This window comes from Stenotrophomonas sp., from assembly GCF_031995405.1.
Classification (GTDB): Bacteria; Pseudomonadota; Gammaproteobacteria; order Xanthomonadales; family Xanthomonadaceae; genus Stenotrophomonas.
The window spans coordinates 1-23,461 of record NZ_DAMAGC010000063.1 but is presented as its reverse complement, the minus strand read 5'-3'; the positions used below and the strand labels follow the sequence as shown (position 1 = coordinate 23,461).

Genomic DNA, 23,461 nt, shown 5'->3' with positions numbered 1-23,461 from the left:
CGGTGCCGGCCCCCACCAGCCATCGCCGTACCCCACGAACGCGTTGTACCAGTGCCGGCCGGACGGGGAGACATCCTCGGCGCCGGTGAAGTTGCCGGCATTCGGCGGCGGCGTGCCCGCATCGCCCCACGGATAGCGGCCGCTGCTGCCGGCACGCAGCACGTATTCGAATTCGGCCTCGCTGGGCAGCCGGTAGGAGCGACCAGTCTGCTCGGACAGCCAGCTGGCGTAGTTTTCGGCGTCGCGCACGCTCACATGCATCACCGGCGACGTCGGGATGGCCGGCACGCCGTTGTACCCGGACTGCCAATCCACCCCGCTGTGCCGCACGAAGTTGCCGCTGCGCTCGTCGTAGACGATCGAATGGCCGCGCCGGGTGGCGCGCGGGCGGGCGTTGCTGGCCTGCACATAGCGACGGAAGTCGGCCACGGTCACCTCGGTGATCGACATCGCAAAGCCCCGTTCGAACCGCACGTAATGGGACGGCTTTTCCGCATCGCTTGCCCCACGTTCGTTGTCGCCGGCGCCCATCTGGAAGCCGCCGTGCGGCACCACGATCATCTGCGGGCCGCGCCCGCCATCGCGTAGCGCGTCGCTGAACACCTGCCGCGGCCGGAAGCTGCCGTAGTGGGTGACCAGCTCGATGCGTTCACGCAGCTGGCCCACCACCGGGTCGCCGGGCAGCGCGATGCGCAGGGCGTCTTCCAGCTTCTCGCGCGCCGCCTTCAGGCCTTGCGGGGTGGTCAGATCGCGCAGGCCTTCATCGCGCAGCCGGGTGAGCGTATCGGCGCGGATGCGCTCGACGCGTTCGAACGCATCGGCGATGGTGATCGATGAATCACGCACCTTGGCCGCTTCGGCCAGCCAAGTGCCGGCGTTGGCGAAATCGCCCGCACGGGCGGCGGTTTCGGCACGGCGGATCAAGGCACTTTCGGCAGCGGCCAGGCCCTGACGCGCGCGCGCGTCGTCCGGATTCAAGGCCAGCGCTTCGCGGAAATTGGGGATGGCGCCATCGCCATCTTCGCCGACCCGGTCGGCACGCAGGTCGTCTTCACCGGCGCGGTTGTAGGCGATCACGCGCTGGGCGATCTCCACGCGCGACTGCAGTTGGCGCACGCGCGCATCGTCCGGCGCGATCGCCAGCAACACCAGCGCCATCTCACTCGCCTCGGCCAGCGCTTCACGCTGCTTCAGCGGCCGCGACAGCAGCGCGCCGGCCTCATCCAACAGGCGCTGACGTGCCCGCTTGAGCCCGGCCAGCGCCTGGCGGTCCTTGGCGTTACGCTGCAGCAGCGCCAGCCAGATCGGGATCGCCGCCTCGGCATCGGCGTACAGCCGGTCCTGTTCGAAGGCCTGCGCCGCCTTGCGCCGCGCGGCCACCACGCCGTCATCGCCGATCTGCACCACAGGCGGTTGCCAGCGCGCCACGGTTTCGGCCGCGTCCTCTCCCCCGATAGTCACCTGCGCGGCAGGCGCAGCGGGCGCAGCGGCCGCAGGTGCGGTGCGCGCGGCCGGCCGGGGCGCCGTCGAGGCCGCGGCCGGCGACGGTGCATCGGCAGAACAGGCCGTCAGCACGAGCAGCAGGACGGCCAGCAGCGGCGGGAGGGAAGCGGAGGTGCGCAACATCGGGTTCCTTGCAGCCAGGCACGAGCATCGCCGAACCGGGACGGGAGGGGCAAGCCGACGCACGGCCACAGCGACCGTACGACGACCGGATCATGATACCGGCGCGCGCGCCGACCACGGCGCGTTATCCTCATCCCCCTGTGCACCCCCTGCAGTTGACGGAACCCACGTGGCTTATTGGATCAAAACCCCGGCGGAGCTGGACGAGCGCTACCGCCAGCGCCCCACCCGGATCGGACTGGACACCGAATTCATCCGCGAACGCACCTACTGGCCGCAACTGGCCCTGGTGCAGATGGCGGTCGGCGATGAAATACTGCTGATCGACCCGCTGATCCCCGGCATGAACGAGGCATTGGCCCCATGGCTGGCCGATACCGCCATCCTGAAGATCATGCACAGCGCCAGCGAAGACCTGGTGACCTTCAAGGTCGCCTGCGGCGTGCTGCCGCGACCGCTGTTCGACACCCAGATCGGCGCGTCGCTGGCTGGCATCGGCGGCGGCATGGGCTACCAGAAGCTGGTCAATGCGATCACCGGGGTCACCCTGGCCAAGGGCGAGACCCGCTCGGACTGGATGCGTCGGCCCCTGTCCGACGCGCAGCTGGAATACGCCGCCGACGACGTCGAATACCTGTTTGCGATGCACGATGCGATCGATGCCAGACTCGGTGAACTGGATCGTCGGCAGTGGCTGCAGGACGACGCCGAGCGCCTGCTCGCCAGCGTGGAGCACGACGAAGACCGCTGGCCGCACGTGTCGATGCGCTCGGCGCAGTTCATGGACGGCGCCGCGCAGATCCGCCTGCTGCGCCTGCTGCGCTGGCGCGATGTGCAGGCCCGCAGCAGCGACAAGCCGCGCAGCTGGATCCTGGACAACGAACTGGCCGCCGTACTCGCACGCACCCCGCCAGCCGATGTGCCGGCACTGGAAAAGCTCATGGAGAGCTTCCCCAAGGCACCGCGCAAGCTGGCCAACCAGGTCTGGCAGGCGCTGACCACGCCGCTGGACGATGAGGCCGACGCACCGCTGGCGCTGCCGGCCAACGACAACAACAAGCAGGCGCTGAAGCGGCTGCAGGATGCCGTCAGCGCGCGTACCGCCGAACTGGGCCTGCCCGACGGCATCCTGGCCTCGCGCAAGCACCTGGAAAGCTACCTGGAAAGCGGCCAGTGGCCGCCCGCGCTGGCCGGTTGGCGGCGTGAACAGCTGGAACCGGTCCTGGCGCCGCTGCTGCCGGCGGCGTAAGCCGCGGCATACGCGACCGGGGGTGGACGACGACAGTGCACCGGCGGCGGCATGCCCCGGTGCTGCGGTGTCTGCTGCAACGTTCATCGGCAGCCGCGGGAGGCCCCGCCGCACACCGGCCGTATCGCCTTCTACGAGGGCGACGAACAGGACAACGAAATCAGGCGCGAAGCAGCCGCTGGGTGACCCTGTCGCCCATGCCCGCGCCTGCGCGTGGGCATGGCCGCAGACCCCCATTTGCACGCAACGGAACCGCACGCGTGGATCGCACTCAACGCGGCGCAGGTGTGCCCCCGGCGCCGCAGGGCACCTCCGGCACCGGCCAATTGCCTAGAATGCGCGATTGACCTTCGACAAGGACGTTGTTCCCATGCCAGATGCCCTCCGCGATGCCATCGACCTGCGCCAGCGCGCGCGCGACGCCCTGCAAGACGAGCGCTTCGACGAGGTCGACCGGATACTGGCCGAGCTGGAACAACGCTGGCTGGACGGTGGCACGGCGCGGTATGGCCATGGCTGGATGCTGTCCACGCTGATCGACCCGGCGCAGACATTGCCCGCGCGGCTCGAGCAGGCCAGGCAGTGGTGTGCACGGCAACCGCACAGTCCGCACGCCTGGGCGGTACGGGGGGCGCTGTGGGAGCGTGTGGCCAGCCAGATCCGGTCCAGCGAGACTGCCGACCTGATCGAAGAGGCACAGTGGCTCGGCGCGAGCCTCGCGCGTGACCACGCGTTGGCTGCCTGGCTGCGGGCGATGGCATTGCATCCACGCCCGGCGTTCGTACTCAGCCGGATCCTGCGCCTGACCTGCTACCTGGGCGAGCCGCGCTGGTTGCATCAGCTGCAGAGGGGCGGCCGCGCCGAGCTGTACGCGCCCCTGCAACAACAGGATCCGGACGGATTCGCCGCTGCGCTGGCGTTGCTTGCGCCCTATGGCGAGCCGCTGGCCGAGCTGCCGGCACTGCCGCCGCAGCTGGCGCAGCGCAGCGAGGAAGACATGGAATACGCTGCCGAGTACTGGCTGCGGCTGGCACTGGCGCTGCGCGCGGACGATGTCGACCTGCTGGAGACCTTCCTGTATTTCCTGTATCCGCGCTGGGGCGGCAGCCACGCACTGATGCAGGATTTCATCGACGGCCCGTACGCGGCCACGCTGATGCTGCCGCAGCGCAACCGGCTGCGCGTGATCAAGGAGCGGGACTGGCTGGGCTTCCCGCCCGACGCCGAGGAGGACGACCCGGCCACCATCGCCCAGTACGACAGTGCCTACGCGGCCCTGCTCGAACTGCATCTGGATGCGCCCACGCGCGCCCGCGTGCTGTGCTGGTGGGCGATGCTGGATTACCAGCTGGGCCGGGACGAGCCTGTCGAAAACGACGTGCGCTGGGATGCGGCACGGATGGCACATGCGCACCGCTGCCTGGCCGAGGCATTCGCACTGGACCCGGCCACCGTGGTCGACGAAGGCATGAACGCGCTGGAAGCGTGCGCGCTGTTCGCCCACGTCGACGGCGCCGATGCGCTGTTTGCGCAGGTGCTGGCATCTGTCGAAGCGTCTACCGACAGCGCCCATGCGCTGGCCTGGCTGGCGGCGGCACGCCAGGCCGGGCTGTTCGGGTTCAGTGTGGACCCTGCCCTGGCGGCCAGCCACCTGCAGCGCGCGATGGCGATGGCCGACGAGGACGAACTGAACCTGTCCACGGTGGCCGCCAACCTGCTCTGCGATGTGTCCCTTCCGGCCGGCGTGCACATGATGCTGCAGCTTGCCGAAGGCGGCGACCGGCGATCGATGGCCGCGCTGGTGGATCTGTACCGTGGCCGCGCCGCCGGCCGCGACTTTCCCGCCCTCGCCGACCCCGCGCAGGCGGCGTACTGGACCGAGCGTGCGATCGCCGCCGGCGATCTGGTGGCGATCTACAACCGCGCCCTGGAGTTGGTCGATGCGTTCGAGCAACAGGCCGATCCGGCCCTGCTGCAGCAGGCTCGGGCGCTGTATCGACGCTGCGTGGACGAAGCCGACCCACATGACCGCGTATGGCGACCCGCGCACAAGAACCTGGCGGTCCTGCTGTACCAGGGCGAGTCTGACAGCGACAAGCAGGAGGCCGTATTCGACCTGCTCGGTCCGCTGTGGTGGCGCGGCGACGCCGCCACCAAGGTCTGGGCGGCCGGCTTCCTGGCCGATGTATTCCACTTCGGCAACGGCGTGCCCGCCAATGCGTTCCTGGCCAAGGTCTGGCTCGAGCGTGCGGCCGAGAAGGCGCCGGACAACCCCGACGTCCTGCGCCTGCGCCCGTTGATCGACGGCCAGGGCAAGCTGTTCGGCGCTTCCCGTGCGGCCAGGCAGCAGGCGCGCGACCGCGACACGACGGACCTGCGCAGCTGGCAGCTCGCCTTCGGCCTGGATGCGGTACCTGATCGCCACGACACGCAGCCGCTGTAAGCGACCGGCGCAGGTCGCCCTGCGCGGCCTGCGTGACCGCCGCACGCAGATCGATCGTCTACACAAACGACAACGCCCTGCACAGGCAGGGCGTCGTCGGGCAACGCATGGGGCATCGGCACCACGCTGGCGTGGCACCCATGCCGTATGCGCTTACCAGTTCATGTTGAGCGACACACCCACGGTGCGCGGTTCGTTGTACACCGCGGCCATGTAGTTTTCGATCACGCCCTTGAGGTTCTTCTCGTTGGTGATGTTGCGTGCGAACAGCGCCACTTCCCACGCACCGTAGTTGCCCGAGTAACCCAGCTTCAGGCCGCCTTCGAAGCTGCCCTTGGAGTTGAACTCGGCCGAGTCGTACAGCACGAAACTGGTGTAGCCCTGCTTGTTCCAGTCGGTGGAGACGAAGAACACATCGCTGTCGTTGACCGGCACGTCGTAACGCGCGGCGAAGTTGATGTTGTACTTCGGTGCGTTCGGCAGCGGGTTGCCGTTGATCTGGGCGAAGGTGTTGGCACCGACCTTGATGGTCGGGTCGTTCAGCGTGCACACCACCGCGCCGTTCAGCGCGCAGACCTGGGCATAGACGCGATCGTCCTGGATCTCGCTGTGCAGCAGGCTGACGCCGGCGCTCAGGCTCAGGTTCGGGATCGGACGCAGCTCCATGTCCGCTTCCAGGCCGTAGGCCTTGGCCTTGTCGGCGTTGAACAGCACGCCGTTGCCGTCCGAGTCGTTGCCGTTGAGCTGGATGTCGTTGACCACGTAGGTGAACGCAGCAGCATTCACGCGCAGGCGGTTGTCCCACAGGCTGCTCTTGATGCCCGCTTCCCAGGACAGGATGGTTTCCGAATCGGCGGTGGTGAAATCGGCGTTGAACACCGCCGAACGGCCCTGGATGGTCGGACCGCGGAAGCCACGGGCCACGCGCGCATACACGCTGAACTGCGGGTTGAACGCGTACATCGCGCTCACGTCCCAGCTCGGGGTGGTGTCGGCCATTTCCACGTCGGTGCGACCCTTGTAGGTCACCACGCCGGCAGCCGTGTCGGCGGTCTTGAGCAGACGCGTGTGTTTCTCATCGCGGGTCTGGCGCAGGCCGGCGGTCAGGGTGAACTTGTCGGTCACGTCATAGCTGACCTGGCCAAAACCAGCCCAGGAGGTGTTGACGTTGCGCAGGCGCACCCAGTTGTTCGGGTTGCGCGCGTTGCCCTGCAGGAACCAGGCGCGCTGGTAGAAATCGGTGGTGTCGCGGCCGTCGAAGTAGAACGCGCCGATCTGCCACTTCAGGCGGTTGTCATCGCCATTGGCCAGGCGGATTTCCTGGGTCCACTGGTCCAGGTCGCGGATCTGGCCCATCGACTGGCCGTAGCCGTTGGCCACGCCATTGACCGGGAAGTTGGCCGCCGCGCCGCCATCGGTATCACCACGGCTGTAGCCGGAGGTGGTTTCGTAGGCGGTGATCGAGGTCAGCGAGACGTTGCCGAAATCGTAGACCGCCTTCACCGAGCCGCCGTAGGTCTTGTAGGCCTGCGGGTTGTTGTCGGCTTCGTCGTAGGCCACGCGGTCGCGCGCCACGTCGGTCTTGTTGGAGCCCTTGGTGATCGCACCGCGCAGGAACAGGGTCGAGGTGCCATCGTAGTCACGCGCGTGGGCCGAGGCCAGCAGCGAGAAGTTCTCGCTCGGCTGCAGCAACAGCTGGGCGCGCACGTTGCGGTCGTCGAAGCCGCCCATGGCGTTCTTCTTCGGCGACACCGTGCCATCGGCGCTGGGGCCGGTGTAGGTGTTGTCCACGTAGTCATCGCGGTGCTGGTAAAGCGCCGACACGCGGAACGAGGCGATGTCGTTGATCGCACCGCCCACGCCGCCGTCGATGGCCACGCTGCCGTAGCTGCCATAGCTGGCCTGCACGCGACCGCTGGCGTCCTGGCTGGGCTTGATGGTGTCGAACTTGACGATGCCGGCGGTGGTATTGCGGCCGAACAGCGTGCCCTGCGGGCCGCGCAGCACTTCAATCTGGTCCACGTCGTAGACCGGGTTGGACTTCAGCACCACGTGTTCGAGCACCACGTCGTCCTGGATGATCGAGACCGGCTGCGAGGCACCCAGGTAGAAGTCGATGTTGCCCAGGCCACGGATGTAGAAGCGCGGGAAAATGCGCCCGGTGGTGGTCTCGGCGTAGAAGCTGGGCACCTTGCCCGACAGTGCCAGCAGGGTGTCGTCGCCGCCGGCGGTGTAGTCGCGGATCTTTTCGCCCTGGACCACACCGACCGAGACCGGCACTTCCTGCAGGTTGCGCTCGCGGTGATCGGCATTGACGGTGATGGCGTCCAGCGAGGTCGGCGTAGCGTCCTGGGCCAGTGCGGTGCCGGCCAGGCCGAACAGCGAGGCGGTGGCGCAGGCCAGTGCCAGGGCGTGGCGGCGCGGCAGTGCGGCGGTGGGACGGGACGACATCGACACAGGGGTGTTGCGGTAGGCAGGCATGCGGGGTCTCGGGGAGTGCTGAACGGGTGGCGTGCGGCGCACGCGGATGAACACCGCTGTTTTACGCAGCGATGCGGCACGTTATTGCGTGGATGTTGCAGGCTGGTTGCAGGGCGATGCGGGGGACGGCCGTCCATCCCCTCCCCTGGTCTGCTGGCTGAGCCGCCGGGATTCTGGCGCGGATTATGCCCGCTTGGTCGGCTGCCCGGAAGAGAGGTGTGCAGTCGGTCCTTGAGCCGCAGGGTCATCGCATCGACAATGCGGAAGGGCAGATTGCCCTGACGTTTCCCGGCACAAGGAGCCTGCGTGCGCCATTTCCCCGTACTGCTGTTGATCGCCGCCCTTGGCGGCTGCGCCACCCACCGTGCCTCCCCGCCGCAGCCCTGGGCCGACGCAAGTGACGCGGTCCGCGCGGCCAACGTCGAACCCGCGCACGCCATTGCCGGCACGTTCGTGATGACCGTGCAGGCACTCGGCCAGGACAACGGCCGGATCTTCCTGAACTCCGAGCGCGACTACCGCAACCAGAACTGCCTGACCGTGGTACTGGCCCCGGCCATCGCCGAACAAGTGGCACAGCAGTTGGGGGTCGAGGTACCTGCCCTGCTGCACCGCCGGCTCAGCGTCCGCGGTGAGGCCCGGCGGGTGCGCATCCAGTTCCGCGATGGCCAGGGCCGGGAATCCTCGAAGTACTACTACCAGACCCACCTGCAGGTCGAGGATCCGGGCCAGATCGCCTTCGCCTCGCCCTGACCGGCCGCCCCGCTACCCTCCCCCCTTGGCACGCACCGGCCAGCGGCGCTAGACTAGCCGGGTCCGATGGATGCGCAGCACGGCTGCCCCAGTGGATGCTGCACCAACCGTGGGGCCATAGCTCAGCTGGGAGAGCGCGTCGTTCGCATCGACGAGGTCAGGAGTTCGATCCTCCTTGGCTCCACCACTATTCAAGACAAAAGCCCCGGGTGCTCCCGGGGCTTTTTCTTTGCCTCGCTGTCAGCAGCGACGCCGCGGTGCGCAGGTCTCAGGAAATGGCGGGGCGCCTATATGATGGCGCTCCCTTCAATCAAACCGATACGAGAGCACACGATGCAGTCGTCATGGAAGACACTTCTGCTGGCCGCCTTGCTGCCGTTGTCCGCAAACGCCGCGGCCAGGGAAGTCATCAACGTCAGACTGCCGGTCGACACGCGGATCGAGCCGGTCCTGGTTCTGGTCCAGTACACCGCTGGCGACTGCAGCCACCCGGAAACCGCGCGGAAAGACAAACGCCACGCCGGGCTCGCCCACATCGATAGGTGCATGGGCTTTCCGCTCATCGTTGCGCAGACGCTGAAATCGCGGGGTGTCGACGTGCAGCTTGAAGTGTTCAATCCAGCCGATCCGATGCCGCGCGATGCTTATGCCAGCGCAGCCTCGACGTGGGGCAGGCAACAGCGCGCGGCCCATCCGGAACGCTATGTGCTCAACTACATGGGGCAGGTGGAAGGCCGACAAAGCGCGTTCATGTTGTTGAGCGTGGAAGCGCCCGGCCAGGAAAATCGTGCGCCGCTTGGCCGACTGGATCTGACCCACTTCTGGATCGACAGCTACGGCCAGCGGGTAACCCAGGCGCGGCAGGCCGACGTAGTGGCCAATACCCTGGATCACCGATGCCCGATCCATGGCCCGCAGCAGACGTGCAATGACCGCCTGGCGCTGATCGAACGGGCCGACTGAGGTCCGGCTGCCTCCGGCAGCCGCACCGGGAGGGTCGCTGCGCCGTCAGGGTCAGGCGTCGCTGTTGTCCTTGCGCACCGGCCGCCGGGTTTCCGCATCGTGGATCGCCTGGTCGGTCTGACCGGGCCGCTGCTTGGCCGCTTCATCCTGCCTGCGGTCCTGCTGGCTCTCCTTGACGCCTTCCTGCTGGGTCTTCTGCTTGTTGGTGTCGTTGCTGGTCATGATTGCCACCTCATCGGGACGATGTCGCCACGCTAGCGCGGCGATCGTGAGCTACGGGTCAGGACCGCGTTGGCGCTGCGTGCGCAGTCAATCCAGCTTCACCACCAGCTTGCCGAAGTTGCGCCCCTTGAGCAGGCCAAAGAACGCCTCCGGCGCATTGACCAACCCCTCGACGATGTCTTCGCGGTACCGCACCCGGCCGTCCTGCAGCCACTGGCCCATGTCGATCAGGAACTGCGGGAACAGCGCGTTGAAGTCCGACTGTATGAAGCCGCGCACGGTCAGGCGCTGGCGCAGCACCTGGCTCATGAAGCCCGGCAGACGATCCGGCCCCGGCAGCACCGCGCCGCGCGCGTTGTAGGTGGCGATGGTGCCGCACACGGGAATACGTGCGAAGTCGTTGAGCAGCGGCGCGACCGCGTCGAAGACATGCCCGCCCACGTTCTCGAAGTACACATCGATGCCGTCGGGCACGGCGGCCTGCAGCTGCGCGGCGAAGTCCTCGGCGCGATGGTCCAGCGCCACATCGAAACCCAGTGTTTCCAGATACTGTCGCTTCTGCTCGCCACCGGCGATGCCCACCGTGCGCGCGCCCTGCAGTTTTGCGATCTGCCCGACGGTCGCCCCGACCGGACCGCTGGCCGCGGCCACCACGAGGGTTTCGCCCGGTTGCAGCCGTCCGATCTCCTGCAGGCCGGCATATGCGGTAAACCCCGGCATGCCGTAGACACCGAGTGCGGTGCTGATCGGCAAGTCGGTCTCCTGCAGCCGCCGGGTGATGCTGTCACCTTCCACTACCGCATGGGTCTGCCAGTTGCCGGTAGCAACCACGTGCGTACCGACCGCGACCGTGGGGTGGTTGGAGGCGATCACCTCCGACACCGTACGCCCTTCCATCACCGCATCCAGCGCCACCGGCGGTGCGTAGGACGGCCCTTCTTCCATGCGACCGCGCATATACGGATCCAGCGACAGGTAGCGGTTGCGCAGCAGCACCTGGCCCGGGCCGGGGGCGGGAACCGCCGCCTGCTCCAGACGGAAATTGGCGGCCACCGGCTCGCCCTGCGGGCGCGAGGCAAGGACGATGCGGGTATTGGTGAGGGCATTCATCGGCGGACGACTCCAGACGAGGTGATCAGGTGCCCTGACAGTAAGCGCTATGGCGGCACGGCAGCGTCGGGGTAAGACAGCGTTCCACCGGTGCGCACGTCCACGACGTCACGCGCGCCTTGCGCCACGGGAACCGATGTAGCCGGTGATGCCACAGCATTCCATCGGCGGCACCGCGTCGCACCGGGTAGGCCCGAACCTGCGCCGTGGCGCATCATCGCGGGATGACACCGCCTCTCCTCCACGTGCGCCTGCACCTTCGTCGCTACCTGCTGCTGGCGCTGATGTCGGCCACCACCCTCTTCGGCCTGGCATGCTGGGCCGTACTGGCGACCGAGCCCGGCTGCCTGGCCGCGCAGGGGCACTGGTCCGGGGCCGGCCAGTGCTACACGCGGCTGTGCCTGCTGCAGGGCGACTGCGGGCAGCCGGCATCACCGATGGGAGGTTGCCCGCACCTGCAGTCGGGCGACACGCGCGGCAAGGTGTATTTCCATCTTGGCAATCCGCTGCCCGGCGCCGCGGCCGTAGCGGACTGGCCCGCGGACAAGGCGGGCGACGGCCGTATCCAGGCGCATTTCGACGGTGATCGGCTGGTCAGCCTGGCCTGCCCGGTCGCGGACTAGTCCACCGGCCGAACGCCCCCGTTCCAGCGGACGGCCTTACCCATCGCGAACGGTGCGCGGCAGCGCGTGCGGGCATCGCAGGACTTCATCAGGGGCAAGGCAACGCGGCGACACACCCGCGATGGTCACCTTGATCGTCGCCACTGCAACGGGCTGACGCCCATTTCGACCCGGAACATGTAATTGAAGGCGGACGCGGACGCGTACCCCAGGTTGTGCGCAATCACCGTAGGTGAGCGCCCCTGCACCAGCCATTCCATTGCACGCAGCAACCGCAACCGGGTACGCCAGCCACGCACGGTCATGCCCGTCTCGCGCTCGAAGCGGCGCGCCAGCGTGCGTGCCGATGCGCCCAGCTGTGTCGCCCACGCCGACATGTCCCGATCATCGTCAGGATGGTCGTACAGCGCCTGGCACCAGCGTTGCAGGCGCGCGTCCTGTGGCCAGGGCAGATGCCGCGCGTGGCGCGGCTGCCGTTGCAGCTGGGTGGCGATCACCGCGCACAGGCTGGCGTAATACCCGGGATCGTCATCGGCACGGATGCCATCGAGTTCGATGATCAATGCGCGCAGCAACGCCGACACCTCCAGCACCGTGCACTGCGTGGGCATGCCCGCGGCGATGTCGCCGCCAACGTAGAGGTTACGGAACGCCGCAGCGCTCAGCGCGCGGGTGTGGTGCAGGGTGCCGCCTGGCACCCACAGCGCCTGCTGCGGGGTGATTACATGGCGCGCATTCGCGGCGGTGACCTGCAACACGCCGTCGGTCGCAAACGCCAGCTGGTGCCAGGCGTGCACATGCGGCGGGAAACGCTCGCCCACCGCCATCTCCCGACTATGCGTAACCACCGGCCAGGGCAGCGCACGCAGCGGTGGCACCGTCAGTTCGCGGCCGGCGGGTGTGGCGGCACGGTCGCGGGATTGTCGCCTGATCGACATACATGGTCATTCTATCGAAAGACAGGCCTCGCCGGATCGCCGAGGATCTCCCGGTACCTGCCTGCCTCGGTGTCCAATGACCGCTTCCCCTGCCCCTGCCGCGCTGCATCCCTGGCAGGTCATCACTGCCGGCATCTGCGCGCTGGTGCTCACCGTGGGCCTGGCCCGTTTCGCCTACACCCCGCTGCTGCCGCTGATGCGCATGGACGCTAGGCTGAGCGCGGTCCAGGGCGGCTGGCTGGCCACGTTCAACTACCTGGGTTACCTGCTGGGCACGCTGCTGGTGGCGCGGGTGGGCGACATGCGGCAGAAATTCCACTTCTACCGGGTCGGGCTGGTGCTGGCAGTTGTCGCCACCGCACTGATGGGCGTCACACCGCACCTCTGGCTGTGGAGCGTGCTGCGCTTTCTCGCCGGGCTGTCCAGCACCGCCGGGCTGCTGCTCGCCTCCGGGCTGGTGCTGAACTGGCTGCTGGCACAGCAGCGCCGGCCCCGGTTGGGCCTGCATTTCGCCGGGCTGGGGCTGGGCATCGCGGTGTCGGGCCTGGCCACGGCGGTGATGGCCGGCCATGCCGACTCCAGCGGCCAATGGCGCTGGCTGGGTCTGTTGGGGCTGTTGTTCCTGGTGCCCGCCTGGTGCTGGATGCCCGCGCCGGTCGCCGCGTCCGCGCGCGCCGTCGCCGACGCGCCGCCGCCACCCGGACCGCGCTGGCGGCGCCTGCTGGTCGCCGCGTACTTCTGCGCCGGTGTCGGATTCGTGGTCAGCGCCACCTTCATCGTGGCCATCCTCGAACAGACTGCCGCCTTCCATGGGCATGGCAGCGCGGTGTGGGTGCTGGTGGGGCTGGCGGCAGTGCCCTCCACCTTCGGCTGGGACTGGTTGGCCACCCGGCTCGGCATGATCCGCGCCCTGATGCTGGCCTTCGCCCTGCAGGCAGTCTCGTTCGTACTGCCGCTGCTGGACGATGGCTTGGCTGCCGGACTGGGCAGCGCGCTGCTGTTCGGGCTGACCTTCGCCGGCATCGTCAGCCTGACCCTTACCGTGGTCGGTCGCCACTACCCGCACAACCCGGCCAAGGCGATGGCCACCCTGACCCTGAGTTACGGCGTGGCGCAGATCGTGGCGCCGGCGCTGGCCGGCACCCTGGCGCGCGACAGCGGCTCCTACCAGGCATCGTTGCTGCTGGCGGCGGTGATGATGGTGATCGGCATCGTGCTGCTGTGGTGCATGCCGGAGGACACGCACTGACTAGCGCGCGCCCGGGCACGTGCTGAACCGATGTTCATGTGCGCAAAGCGGATGCGCAGCCACGCTGGATCAAGCACTTGCCGCTGTTCGCGCGAGGCCTGGCAACAAATGTGAAATTTTTTTCGCGAAACGCTTGCCGAACCCTGCATACCTCCGTATTATTCGCGTCCTCGCCAGCGGCAACGCAGCGATGAAGTGGCCGAGTAGCTCAGTTGGTAGAGCAGGGGATTGAAAATCCCCGTGTCGGCGGTTCGATTCCGTCCTCGGCCACCAGTATTCGAAAAGACCTGCAGAAATGCAGGTCTTTTTTTTGCGTGCTTGTCTGGCATCCCGACATGGCAGCGCATTGTTTGAATCGTCCACGGTTCCCTGCGCAGCCCCGCCGCAACGCGTTCAAGCAGCCGATCATGGATCGGCTCTACCCTCATGCGGCGGCATCGACTCAGTCTTCCTGTCACGCGGGGCGAATGACAAAAACTTCACACCCTGCCCCGCTGCCGCCCCTAAGCTCCTTCGACCCGCCTGGAGTGCCGTCGATGCGCCTGCGTAGCCCGTGTCTCGCCCTGCTCCTGCTGCTTGCGACGGCCGCCGCGTGGGCGGCGTCGCCGGTGACGTCGGTGCCCACGCTCGACATGGGCCGCTACGCCGGGCAGTGGCATGAGATCGCACACCTGCCGGTGTCGTTCCAGAAGAAGTGCGTGGGCGACATCACCGCCACCTACAGCCTGCGTGGCGATGGCCGCATCAGCGTGCACAACGTCTGCCGCATCGACGATGGCACGCGCATCGCCGCCGACGGCGTGGCGCGACCGGTCGAAGGCCATCCGGGCCAGTTGCAGGTGCGCTTCGTGCCGGATTGGCTGGCGTGGGCCCCGCTGGTGTGGGCCGACTACTGGGTGATCGCCCTGGACCCGGACTACCAGTGGGCACTGGTCGGCGACCCGGACCGCAAGTACCTGTGGATCCTGTCGCGCTCGCCGAGCATGGACCGCGCCCTGTTCGCGCAGATCAAAGCCCGCGCCGAAGCGGTCGGCTACGATCTGGCACCGCTGCGGGTGATGGCACCGCTGGATTGAGCGGCACCACCGCGCCGCCCTACTCCTTGGCCTTGCTGCGGTAATCCAGCGGCGGCGCGGTGCGCTCCAGCAACGGCACATAGCGGAAACCGGTGCCCCGTCGGCGTTCGAATTCCTGCCTGGCCTGCGCAACCGTCTGTGGCGACTGCAACAGTGCCACCGTGGTCAGCGCCAGCACACGCGCCGCGTTCAGCGCGCCCTTGGTACCGATCGGCGCCCCCGAAGCCGCCACGGCCTGCCAGCTGTGCGCCGGCGTGCCCGGGACCCAGGTGGCGGTACTCAGGCCAGCCGTCGGTACATTCCAGCTGACATCGCCGACATCGGTGGACGCCCCACCGGCCTGCTCGGCGCTGTAAGGCTCCAGTGCTGCCGCGCTTTCCAGCGCAGGGCGCTGCTGCAGGGTCTGCTGCAACTGCTGGGCGAACGCGGTGTCGGCAGCGTCGTAGATCACGCCACCCACCTGTTGCAGCGAGCGCTGCATGAGCTGACCCAGCACATCGTTGGGCAGCAGCGAATACACGCCCCCGGTGGGCTCGAAGGTCGCCTCGGTGCCGGTGCCCATCGCCGCGCCGCGCGCGGCCAGTTGCAGACGCGCGATCACATCGCGCACCACGGCCGGGTCGACATGGCGCACGTAGTAATAGGCTTCGGCCGCGTCAGGGACCACGTTGGGGGCGGCGCCGCCGTTGCTGATCACGTAATGGATGCGGGTGCCGTCGGGCACGTGCTCGCGCATCATGTTGGCCATGTCGTTGAGCGCTTCGACCCCATCCAGTGCCGAACGCCCGCGATCCGGTGCGAGCGCGGCGTGCGCGGCGATGCCCTTGAAGCGGAACTTGCCGCTGATGTTGGCCAAGCTGGTGCCCTGGGCGGCGGAGTTGGTCGCGGCCGGGTGCCAGTGCAGGGCCACGTCGACGTCGTCGAACAGGCCGGCACGGGTCAGGTAGACCTTGCCACTACCGCCCTCTTCGGCCGGGGTGCCGTACACGCGGATCTCGCCATCGCTGCCGCTGGCCTTGAGCCACTGCGCCACGGCCTGCGCGGCGCCGACCACGGCCGCGCCGAACAGGTTGTGGCCGCACGCCTGCCCTGCGTCCTGGCCATCGATCGGGCTGCGTGTCGGCACGGCCGCCTGGGCCATGCCCGGCAGCGCGTCCATCTCGGCCAGCAGCGCGATCACCGGGCCGTCGCCACGGTGCCCGTAGCGGGCGACGAATGCAGTTGGCATGCCGGCCACGCCCGCGTCGATGCGGAAACCGGCCTTGCGCAGCGCCTGCTGCAGCAGCGCGGAGGACTGGGTTTCCTGGTAGCCCAGCTCGGGCGTCGCCCACAGCGCGTGGCCCACCTCGGCCTGCCGGCCCGCGTAGGCATCCACGGCGGCCAGCACGCTGTCCGCTGCATCCGCCGCGACGGCGGGCATGGCCAGCACCGTGCCCACCAGTGCCAGCACGATGCGCGCGCGCAGGCGCCGACGATCAATAGAAGCGGACATTGTCGATCTCGAACCAGATCTTCGCGCCGGCCTGACCGGTGCCGGAAAACACCAGCTGTTGCACATCATTACCGCGCCACACCGGCAGCGGCCCCTTCGCGCGATACGGGGGTTGGCCCTGCAGCGCAGTGAACGGAATCTCCAGCGTCTGCCAGCCACCGGTGGCGGCGATCGGCGCGATCCAGCGACGGCCGTCCAGCCCGCGCGCCTCCAGCGTCAGCGTGGCGTCGCCGCGCACCTCCACGCGCACGCCGCGCCAGCCGCGCAGGTCCACCGGCGCCACCGAGCCACGGCTCAGCGGCAGGATCACCGCCGCATGCGCATCGTCCTTGCTGGACAGCCTGGCCTGCATCGACAGCGCCCTGCCGCCCTGCTCGCGGTCGATCACCGCGGTGACCTGCACGGTGCGGTCGTTGCCGCCGTCGGCATCGTCGTTGCGCAGCGTGTCCAGCGCGGTGCGCTGGTCGGCGCGCTCGAAGTCATCCACCAGCGCATCGATGCGCAGCGGCGGCAGCGATTCGGCGCGGTTGCCGGCCGGCAGCGTCACGCCCTTGCCCACCACCTGGCGACCGGCCACATACACCTGCTCGGTGTTGCGCACATCGCCGATGCGCTCCCACGGCCGGCCCTTGACCAGCAGCAGATCCGCACGCCTGCCCACTTCGATGCGGCCGCGATCGTCCAGTGCCAGCGCTTCGGCACTGGCACTGGTACCGGCGACCAGGGCTTCGCTGGGGGTCAACCCGGCCTGCACGAACAGCTCCAGCTCGCGCAGCGTGGAGGCGCCGTGGGGCGTGCCGGTCATGCCCGCGTCGGTGCCCAGCACGATCGGAATGCCGGCATCGTGCAGGGTCTTGACGTTGCGCAGCGCGTTGGCAAAGTTCGCCTCGCGCTGGCGATAGGCCTCGCTGCCCGCACGCGACTTGCCGCTGCCATCCACGCGCTCGGGCAGGTAGACCGCCAACGAGGGCGAGTAGCGCGTGCCGCGTGCCTTCATCAACGCGATCAGCTCGGCATCGGCCGGGCCATCCTGCACGCTGTGCGCCAGTGCATCCACGCCGGCCCGCGCGGCGGTCTTGCCGCGCTTGACCATCACCGTGTGGGTGAACACGCGCAGCTGCTGGCGGTGCGCCTCCTCCACCAGTGCGGCGAGGGTTTCCTCATCCATGCTGCTGTTGTCGGCCGCATTGGAGTACCGCCAGCCGTCGGTGAAGGCCTTGATGAAATCCGGTTTGTAGGCGGCCACCTGCTTCACCGCCGCCGCCGCCGATTCGGGCGAGTTGACCCAGCGCGTGGTGTTCTCATCGCCCCAATCGGCGCCGTGGCCGAGCGGCGTGCTGATCCGCGCGGCAAACTTGACGTCCGGTGCGGCGATGCTGTGCAACCAGGCGCGGCGCGGCGCATAGGCCTCCGGCGGCTGATGGAAGTCGCTGACCGTGGTCACCCCGGCGGCGAGATAGCGGTTGGCGATCTGCGGCAGCGTCGACGGCTGCGCATTCGGGGTCCAGTGGGTGTGCAGGTCGAACAGGCCCGGCAACAACGCCTGGCCCTTCGCATCGACCTGGCGGATATGCGCCGGCGCCTTGAGGTCGGTCCCGATCGCGGCGATGCGGCCGGCCTGCACCAGCACGCTGGCCGCATAGGGGGCACGTCCGGTGCCATCGAAGACCATCGCGTTGCGGATCAGCACGTCATCATCGGCGGCACTGGCCACCACGAACGCCTGGCCGCCGGCGAGCAGCAGGCCGGTCAACAGCGCCAGCTGCCGGAGGTGGCGCAGGGTGGAAATGGAGGTCGGTTTCATGCGGCGTCCTGGTTCATTGCAGTGAGCGCGGCGCGCTGTAGGCGGCGTTGTGCGGTGCGCGCAGCCAGACATCGTTGCCCTGCTGCTCCACCGCCAACCCCAGGCTGAGCGCGACGCTGCGGGCGAAGCCGATCGGGTCGTTGGCCGAGTACAGGCCGACGATGCGGCGGCTGCCGACCAGTGGGTCGTCGATCATGATGCGCACATCGCTGTAGCGCAGGAACTGCGCAGCGGCCACCGACAGCGTGTCGCCGTTGAAAGACAGCATTCCCTCGCGCCACGCCAGCTGGTGGTCCAGGTCATCGTGCTCGACGCTCTCGATGCGGATGCCGTGGGTGCGGTTGGCCAGCGCGCGGTGGTTGGCCTGCAGCCGGGTCGGCGCGATCGCGCCGCTGGCGTTGGCCACATCGACGATACCCTCGCGCACCAGCACTTCCACCCCGCGTGTGCGCTGCTCGTTGAGGCTGACCGAGAAGCTGGTGCCCACGGCGGTCACGGCGGTATCGCGCGCCACCACCACGAACGGGCGCGCGCGGTTCTTGGCCACGTCGAACAGCGCCTCACCGCGCAGCAGGGTGATCTCGCGGCGCTTGTCGGTGTAGTGCACGCGCACCGCCGCGCCCGAATCCAGGGTCACCGCCGACCCATCGGCCAGCGGCACGCGCAGGATTTCGCCCTTGCGGGTCAGGTGGTAATCACCGGCATCGCTGTGTTCATGCACGCCCAGCGCCAGCAGGCACAGGCTGGCGGCCAGCCCGAACGCCCATTGCAGGCGCGGTCGCGACCGCGCTGCGCAGGCGGCGGGCGGTACGCGGTCGGCACTGCCCAGCGCGCGTGCGCGTCCGGTACGCGCATACACCGCGTGTGCCCGCGCGTAAGCGCCGAAGTGGCGGCGGTCGGCCTCCAGCCAGCGGTCACGCTCGGCCAGCTCGGCCGGCGCCAGTGCACCGCGATCCTCGCGGGCCACCCAGCGGGCGGCCTGGTCATCGATCGGGTTTTCAGCGGCGCCTTGCATGGACGGCCTCCGTATTGTCCGGTTTCCCTGTGGACCCTGCATCACCTGCATCCTGTTTCATCGACTCCATCAACAACCGAATACCCTTGCAAACGTGCTTTTCCACCGTGTTTTCGCTGATCTGCATCCGCTCGGCGATCTCGCGTTGCGAGAAGCCTTCCACGCGCCGCAGGACGAAGGCCTGGCGGCACTTGTCCGGCAACTGTGCGATCAGCGCGGTGACCTTGTTGAGTTCCTGGCGCGAAGACGCCAGCCGTTCCGGTGAGGCATCCTCACCGGTGATCGGCAGCCGATCGAAGTCGGCCACCATGTCCATCGATACCACCTGGGCGCGACGCAACTGTTGCAGCACCACCGATTGCGCCACCTGGTAAACGTAGGCACGCGGTTGCCGCACGTGCGACACGTCGGCCAGCGCCGCCAGGATCGCGTAGGTCTCCTGCACCACGTCGTCCACGTCCTGCGCCTGCGCCATGCGCCGCCGCAGCCAGTCGCGCAGGCCCCGCTCGTACGGCAGGACATGCTCGGCCAGCCACAACGCCCGCTCTGCTGCCAATGTTGCGCCCATTCAAACTCCTGTTGCGCTGCCCGGCATCGGCCGGGCAGCGATGTAAGGAAGAAACCGCGGATCAGAACGCCTTGGTCACGCTCGCATACCAGTAACGCGGGTAGGCCTGGTACACCGCCGAGGAATACCCGTAGCTGTCATCGGACACCGGCGGTCGCTTGTCGGCGATGTTGTTGGCGCCCAGCTTGACCGATACCCCGTTGAACATGCCTTCGCGGTTGAAGTCGTACTTGACGAAGGCGTTGGCCAGGGTCTGCGACTTCACCGTCCACGGCGTGCCATCGGCCAAGGTCAGGCTGGTTTCATGGTAGCTGCTGGCATAGCGCGCACTCGCCCCGACGGTGATGTTCTGGTAACGCCAGGTGAGGTTGCCGCTCCATTTCCACTGCGGGTTGCCGCCATCGCCGATCAGGTCGCCGCCGCCGGTGATGGCGATGGAGGGATCGACCAGGCCGGTGGCCTTGGCGTCTTCCAGTGCCTGCAACGCCGGCGAACGATCGCGGTAGAACTCGATCAGGCGGGTACCGTTGATGCCGATGTCGAAGCGGCCAACGCGGGTTTCCGGCGACGACCAGGCCATGCTGTAATCCACCCCGCGCACGGTCTGTGGCTGCATGTTGACGTACTGGTCGGTGACGTAGAGCACCTTGCCGGCCGGATCCAGCCCGGTGCCGGCGAAGCGCGCGATGTCATCGGCGGTCGGTGCGGCGCGCACCACGTTGGCATTGCTGCCGCCCTGCTGGCGCAGCAGGTAATCCAGGATCAGGCCATTGCCTTCGCCGAACAGGCCGATGATGCCTTCCTGGGCGTACTTGTAGTAATCCACCGCGAAGGTGAAGCGGCCGAAATCTTCCGGAATGAACTGCGGCTGGAACACGATGCCGGCGCTGGTGTTGGTCGAGGTTTCCGGCTTGAGGTCCGGGTTGCCCGACCGCCGCGCGGTGGTGGAGGAACGGTAGGCGGTACCGCAGGCGTTGATCGAGGCCAGCGCGCCGGAGCGCACGTCGGCTTCGCACTGGATGTAATCGGTACGCGTGTTGGAGCGGCTGACCACCGTGGCGTTGACCTGTTCCAGGTTCGGCGCACGGAAGCCCTTCGCCCACGAGCCACGCAGCGTGAGCCCATCGACCACGGTCCAGCCCAGCGCCAGTTTCGGCTTGGTGACGTTGCCGAAATCGCTGTAATGCTCGGCGCGGCCGGCCACCTGCAGGTCCAGCGCGCGTACCAGCGGGATGCCCATCTCACGCGATACCAGCGGCACCGAGAATTCGGCGAACAGGCCGGCGACGGTACGCGAGCCTTCGGTGTCCGGGGTCGGGCTGACGCCGTACATGTCGCTGGGATAGGCGATGCCGGTGATGCTGTCGGTGTAGGTGAGGGTGCCATCCACGCGTGCATCGCGGTCGTCACGCTGGGTTTCGCGGCGCACTTCCAGCCCGGTGGCCATGCCGACATCGCCGGCCCAGGTGCGGAACAGGTCCGGGCGCGACGCCTTGATGTCCCACAGATACAGCTCGGTCTCGCTCTTGCGGGTGGCCTTGTAGAAGAAGCTGTCGAGCTTGCTGTAGTCGTTGCAGCCGCCGCAGAACGGGTTGTACGCCGCCGACGTGGCATCGGCCAGCGCCTGCTGGAACAGGGTCATGCTGACCGCGTCCTGGGTGTCCACCACCTTGGCCCTGGAATACAGCGCGGCGGTTTCCCAGTCGAAGCCGAAGTGGAAACCGCGCAGGCCGCCGAGCGCACGCAGCTGGGTGTTTTCCACCTCGATCCGGGTAGGACGCTCGAAGCGATAGCTGCTGATGCTGACCGGGATACCGCCTGCGGCGACGTTGAGGTTGGCCAGCCGGTTCGGGTTGATGCTGCCATCGGGCAGGCGGGTGGCACCGAAGGGGTTCCAGTAGTTGCTGGCGGCCACCGTCATCGGCAGCGCGGCGATGGTGTTGACGCCGGACTGCAGGCTGCGCGCCTCCGACTGGTACCAACCGGCTTCGCCGAAGGCGGTGATGCCGTTGTCGAAGTCGTGCTTGCCGGTCAGGAACAGGTTCACCCGGCGCACGTCCGGGGTGATCGAAAGCGGGAACTGCGCCTGCTGGTTGTCCAGCAGGTTGCGGTCGGCACCGGCGGTGGCCTTGCTGCCGGACTGCACGCACAGGCCCTGGCCGAGGCTGGCGTTGCAGCCTTCATTGGTGCCGGGCTGTACGTGGAACGCGCCGGCGGCGGTGGTCAGGAAGGTGGTGCCCTGGCGCACGCGCGGACCGATCGCGGTGAAGTTGCCCCACGGACTGTTGCTGTTGCGGTTGTCGGTGCCGCTGAGCCCTTCGAACGGGGTGCCGACAAAATCCGCGGCGCGGTCGGCATTGCGGGTCCAGTCCTGGTCCAGCGAGTTCAGGCCGGTGGTGATGTAGTAATTGAACGCCAGGGTGACATTGCTGCGCAGGTCGTCGGAATTCCTGCCGACCAGGCCGTTGATGCCCAGGTCGCGCAGGTGGGTGCCCTCGCCAATGCCGCGCTGCACGCTGAGGGTGCCGCCGTGGACATCGTCGCGCAGCACGTTGTTGACCACGCCGGCCACCGCGTCGGTGCCGTAGATGGCCGCAGCCCCATCGAGCAGCACTTCAACGCGACGCAGGTTGGCGACCGGGACGGTATTGGCGTTGTAGGTCAGCACCGGCACGAGGTTGCCGTCGGCCTGGCTGGTGGGATGGACGACGGTGCGGCGGCCGTTGATCAGCAGCAGCGTGTTGCCGACCCCCAACCCGCGCAGGTTGACCGAGGCGATGTCGCCGCGTGCATAGTTGGAGCTGTTGCCACCGTTGGTGCCGCTGAAAGACACATCGCCCATCTGCGGGATGGAGCGGTACAACTCGTCGCCGGAGACGGCACCGATGGCCTCGATCTGTTCGGCCTGGAGCGTCGCCACCGGCAGCAGCGCAGCGGTTTTCGCACCCTTGATCTGGGTGCCGACGACGGTGACCGAATCGAGCGTGACCGGCGTATCCCGGGTAGGTTCGGCCGGCGGCGGATCGGCGGCAGTGGTGCCTGCCGACGACTGCGCGGCAAGCAGCGCGGTGCTGCCCAGTGACGCCAGCAGCGGACGATCGGCGCGCAGTGTAATCGTACGGCCATCATCGGAGGCGACACTGAGCCCGGTCCCGGCCAACAGCTGGCCCAGGGCCTGGCGGGCGTCCATCTGGCCCTTGAGCGCGGAGACGGCAACCGCTTTCTCACGCTCGCCCACGGCCGGGCTGATGATCTGGATGCCGGCCTGCCGCGCGAACTCCGGCAATGCGTCTTCGATACGTCCCCCGGCGATATCGAAACTGGCCTGCTGTGCCAGCGCGGGCGCGATCATGCCCAGCACCGACACCATCAGGCCCCCGCGGATGGCGCGGGCCAACGGCTGCAACTTGTACGAACGCATGGATACTTCCCCGTGAAAGTGAACATGAGCGGCGATGTTTCGTACCCCCCTGAACAATCCAGATGCACCGGCGCGCGTGTTCCGCCATCGCCGTGTGGATGTTCGTTGCTCCCGCGTCGACTTTACGGGGTTCGGTCCTGGAGCGTGACGATGCATGCGTCGCGCCCATGCGGCGCACCGTCCCACGAACCCATGCACCCCGCCCCTCGACAGTGAGCGGGTGTGCAAGCGCGAGCATCAGCCATTCACTACTCCGCGTGGCGTGCAGCGCTCTGGTTTGTCGGGAGATGCCGAGCATGGCTCGGCACTACAAAACCCTCTCCCTTCACTTATCCCCTTCCCATTCCCCTTCCCCTTCCCCTTCCCCTTTCCCTTTCCCTTCCCCTTCCCCTTCCCCTTTCCCTTCCCCTTTCCCCCTTCCCCCTTCC

17 protein-coding genes and 2 tRNA genes are annotated in these 23,461 nt (G+C 68.0%); 9 read left to right on the top strand and 10 right to left on the bottom strand.

Annotated elements, in window-relative coordinates:
* Window positions 1–1,626 (bottom strand): SUMF1/EgtB/PvdO family nonheme iron enzyme (locus RTO53_RS12300; protein ID WP_312238057.1); only part of this gene is annotated, 1,626 nt, incomplete at its 3' end.
* A 169-nt stretch (window positions 1,627–1,795) separates the two neighbouring features.
* Between RTO53_RS12300 and rnd the strand changes: the two genes are divergently transcribed.
* Together rnd and RTO53_RS12290 are read left to right on the top strand one after the other, a co-directional pair.
* Window positions 1,796–2,875 carry a ribonuclease D gene (rnd, locus tag RTO53_RS12295; protein WP_312238056.1) on the top strand — a complete coding sequence of 360 codons (1,080 nt, stop codon included), beginning with the start codon at window positions 1,796–1,798 and terminating at the stop codon, window positions 2,873–2,875.
* 370 nt (window positions 2,876–3,245) lie between these two features.
* Window positions 3,246–5,318, top strand: coding sequence for a DUF4034 domain-containing protein (locus RTO53_RS12290; RefSeq protein ID WP_312238055.1), 2,073 nt, complete (start codon window positions 3,246–3,248; stop codon window positions 5,316–5,318).
* 153 nt (window positions 5,319–5,471) lie between these two features.
* Here RTO53_RS12290 and RTO53_RS12285 read toward each other — a convergent pair whose 3' ends face one another.
* A complete protein-coding gene (locus RTO53_RS12285; protein ID WP_312238058.1) occupies window positions 5,472–7,769 on the bottom strand; it encodes a TonB-dependent receptor in 2,298 nt (765 codons plus the stop codon).
* Window positions 7,770–8,105: 336 nt separating this feature from the next.
* On the opposite strand from RTO53_RS12285, the gene RTO53_RS12280 reads away from it, so the two are divergent.
* From RTO53_RS12280 to RTO53_RS12270, 3 genes are all read left to right on the top strand, one after another.
* Window positions 8,106–8,552: a hypothetical protein gene (locus RTO53_RS12280; RefSeq protein WP_312238054.1), complete on the top strand. Its 447-nt coding sequence runs from the start codon at window positions 8,106–8,108 to the stop codon at window positions 8,550–8,552.
* Between the two features lie 111 nt (window positions 8,553–8,663).
* Window positions 8,664–8,739, top strand: a tRNA-Ala gene (locus RTO53_RS12275).
* A gap of 146 nt (window positions 8,740–8,885) precedes the next feature.
* Window positions 8,886–9,515 (top strand): hypothetical protein, encoded by a 630-nt coding sequence (locus RTO53_RS12270; protein WP_312238053.1) that lies wholly within the window; start codon window positions 8,886–8,888, stop codon window positions 9,513–9,515.
* Between the two features lie 51 nt (window positions 9,516–9,566).
* On the opposite strand, the gene RTO53_RS12265 is transcribed toward RTO53_RS12270, so the two are convergent.
* Both RTO53_RS12265 and RTO53_RS12260 read right to left on the bottom strand, forming a co-directional pair.
* A complete protein-coding gene (locus RTO53_RS12265) occupies window positions 9,567–9,737 on the bottom strand; it encodes a hypothetical protein (protein WP_312238052.1) in 171 nt (56 codons plus the stop codon).
* Between the two features lie 87 nt (window positions 9,738–9,824).
* Window positions 9,825–10,847, bottom strand: coding sequence for an NADP-dependent oxidoreductase (locus tag RTO53_RS12260; protein WP_312238051.1), 1,023 nt, complete (start codon window positions 10,845–10,847; stop codon window positions 9,825–9,827).
* Window positions 10,848–11,071: 224 nt separating this feature from the next.
* Here RTO53_RS12260 and RTO53_RS12255 point away from each other — a divergent pair, with 224 nt between their 5' ends.
* Complete coding sequence (locus RTO53_RS12255; protein ID WP_312238050.1) at window positions 11,072–11,470, top strand: hypothetical protein; 399 nt, start codon at window positions 11,072–11,074, stop codon at window positions 11,468–11,470.
* Window positions 11,471–11,595: 125 nt separating this feature from the next.
* Here the strand turns inward: RTO53_RS12255 and RTO53_RS12250 are convergent, their stop codons facing one another.
* Entirely contained in the window at window positions 11,596–12,408 is an 813-nt protein-coding gene (locus tag RTO53_RS12250; RefSeq protein ID WP_312238049.1) for a helix-turn-helix transcriptional regulator, read from the bottom strand.
* A gap of 76 nt (window positions 12,409–12,484) precedes the next feature.
* Here RTO53_RS12250 and RTO53_RS12245 point away from each other — a divergent pair, with 76 nt between their 5' ends.
* From RTO53_RS12245 to RTO53_RS12235, 3 genes are all read left to right on the top strand, one after another.
* Window positions 12,485–13,657: a YbfB/YjiJ family MFS transporter gene (locus RTO53_RS12245; RefSeq protein WP_312238048.1), complete on the top strand. Its 1,173-nt coding sequence runs from the start codon at window positions 12,485–12,487 to the stop codon at window positions 13,655–13,657.
* 197 nt (window positions 13,658–13,854) lie between these two features.
* Window positions 13,855–13,930: transfer RNA gene (locus tag RTO53_RS12240), tRNA-Phe, on the top strand.
* A 263-nt stretch (window positions 13,931–14,193) separates the two neighbouring features.
* Entirely contained in the window at window positions 14,194–14,733 is a 540-nt protein-coding gene (locus RTO53_RS12235) for a lipocalin family protein (RefSeq protein ID WP_312238047.1), read from the top strand.
* Between the two features lie 19 nt (window positions 14,734–14,752).
* Here the strand turns inward: RTO53_RS12235 and RTO53_RS12230 are convergent, their stop codons facing one another.
* The 5 genes from RTO53_RS12230 to RTO53_RS12210 form a co-directional block, all read right to left on the bottom strand.
* Window positions 14,753–16,225, bottom strand: a complete 1,473-nt coding sequence (locus tag RTO53_RS12230) for an amidohydrolase (protein ID WP_312238046.1) — start codon at window positions 16,223–16,225, stop codon at window positions 14,753–14,755.
* Window positions 16,209–18,029, bottom strand: coding sequence for an amidohydrolase family protein (locus RTO53_RS12225; protein WP_312238045.1), 1,821 nt, complete (start codon window positions 18,027–18,029; stop codon window positions 16,209–16,211). The genes RTO53_RS12230 and RTO53_RS12225 overlap by 17 nt, the downstream gene beginning before the upstream one ends.
* Before the next feature lie 13 nt (window positions 18,030–18,042).
* The gene (locus tag RTO53_RS12220) at window positions 18,043–19,044 is read right to left on the bottom strand and encodes a FecR domain-containing protein (protein WP_312238044.1); all 1,002 of its coding nucleotides are present in this window, start codon (window positions 19,042–19,044) and stop codon (window positions 18,043–18,045) included.
* Window positions 19,028–19,612: an RNA polymerase sigma factor gene (locus tag RTO53_RS12215; RefSeq protein WP_312238043.1), complete on the bottom strand. Its 585-nt coding sequence runs from the start codon at window positions 19,610–19,612 to the stop codon at window positions 19,028–19,030. Before RTO53_RS12215 ends, RTO53_RS12220 begins: the two co-directional genes overlap by 17 nt.
* Before the next feature lie 61 nt (window positions 19,613–19,673).
* Entirely contained in the window at window positions 19,674–23,033 is a 3,360-nt protein-coding gene (locus tag RTO53_RS12210) for a TonB-dependent receptor (protein ID WP_312238042.1), read from the bottom strand.
* Window positions 23,034–23,461: the final 428 nt, after the last annotated feature.

Coding starts and splice junctions, on each gene's coding strand:
- RTO53_RS12290 (WP_312238055.1), top strand. CDS start 3,246: ATGCCAGATGCCCTCCGCGATGCCATCGACCTGCGCCAGCGCGCGCGC.
- RTO53_RS12285 (WP_312238058.1), bottom strand. CDS start 7,769: ATGTCGTCCCGTCCCACCGCCGCACTGCCGCGCCGCCACGCCCTGGCA.
- RTO53_RS12270 (WP_312238053.1), top strand. CDS start 8,886: ATGCAGTCGTCATGGAAGACACTTCTGCTGGCCGCCTTGCTGCCGTTG.
- RTO53_RS12265 (WP_312238052.1), bottom strand. CDS start 9,737: ATGACCAGCAACGACACCAACAAGCAGAAGACCCAGCAGGAAGGCGTC.
- RTO53_RS12260 (WP_312238051.1), bottom strand. CDS start 10,847: ATGAATGCCCTCACCAATACCCGCATCGTCCTTGCCTCGCGCCCGCAG.
- RTO53_RS12255 (WP_312238050.1), top strand. CDS start 11,072: ATGACACCGCCTCTCCTCCACGTGCGCCTGCACCTTCGTCGCTACCTG.
- RTO53_RS12250 (WP_312238049.1), bottom strand. CDS start 12,408: ATGTCGATCAGGCGACAATCCCGCGACCGTGCCGCCACACCCGCCGGC.
- RTO53_RS12245 (WP_312238048.1), top strand. CDS start 12,485: ATGACCGCTTCCCCTGCCCCTGCCGCGCTGCATCCCTGGCAGGTCATC.
- RTO53_RS12235 (WP_312238047.1), top strand. CDS start 14,194: ATGCGCCTGCGTAGCCCGTGTCTCGCCCTGCTCCTGCTGCTTGCGACG.
- RTO53_RS12230 (WP_312238046.1), bottom strand. CDS start 16,225: ATGTCCGCTTCTATTGATCGTCGGCGCCTGCGCGCGCGCATCGTGCTG.
- RTO53_RS12225 (WP_312238045.1), bottom strand. CDS start 18,029: ATGAAACCGACCTCCATTTCCACCCTGCGCCACCTCCGGCAGCTGGCG.
- RTO53_RS12220 (WP_312238044.1), bottom strand. CDS start 19,044: ATGCAAGGCGCCGCTGAAAACCCGATCGATGACCAGGCCGCCCGCTGG.
- RTO53_RS12215 (WP_312238043.1), bottom strand. CDS start 19,612: ATGGGCGCAACATTGGCAGCAGAGCGGGCGTTGTGGCTGGCCGAGCAT.
- RTO53_RS12210 (WP_312238042.1), bottom strand. CDS start 23,033: ATGCGTTCGTACAAGTTGCAGCCGTTGGCCCGCGCCATCCGCGGGGGC.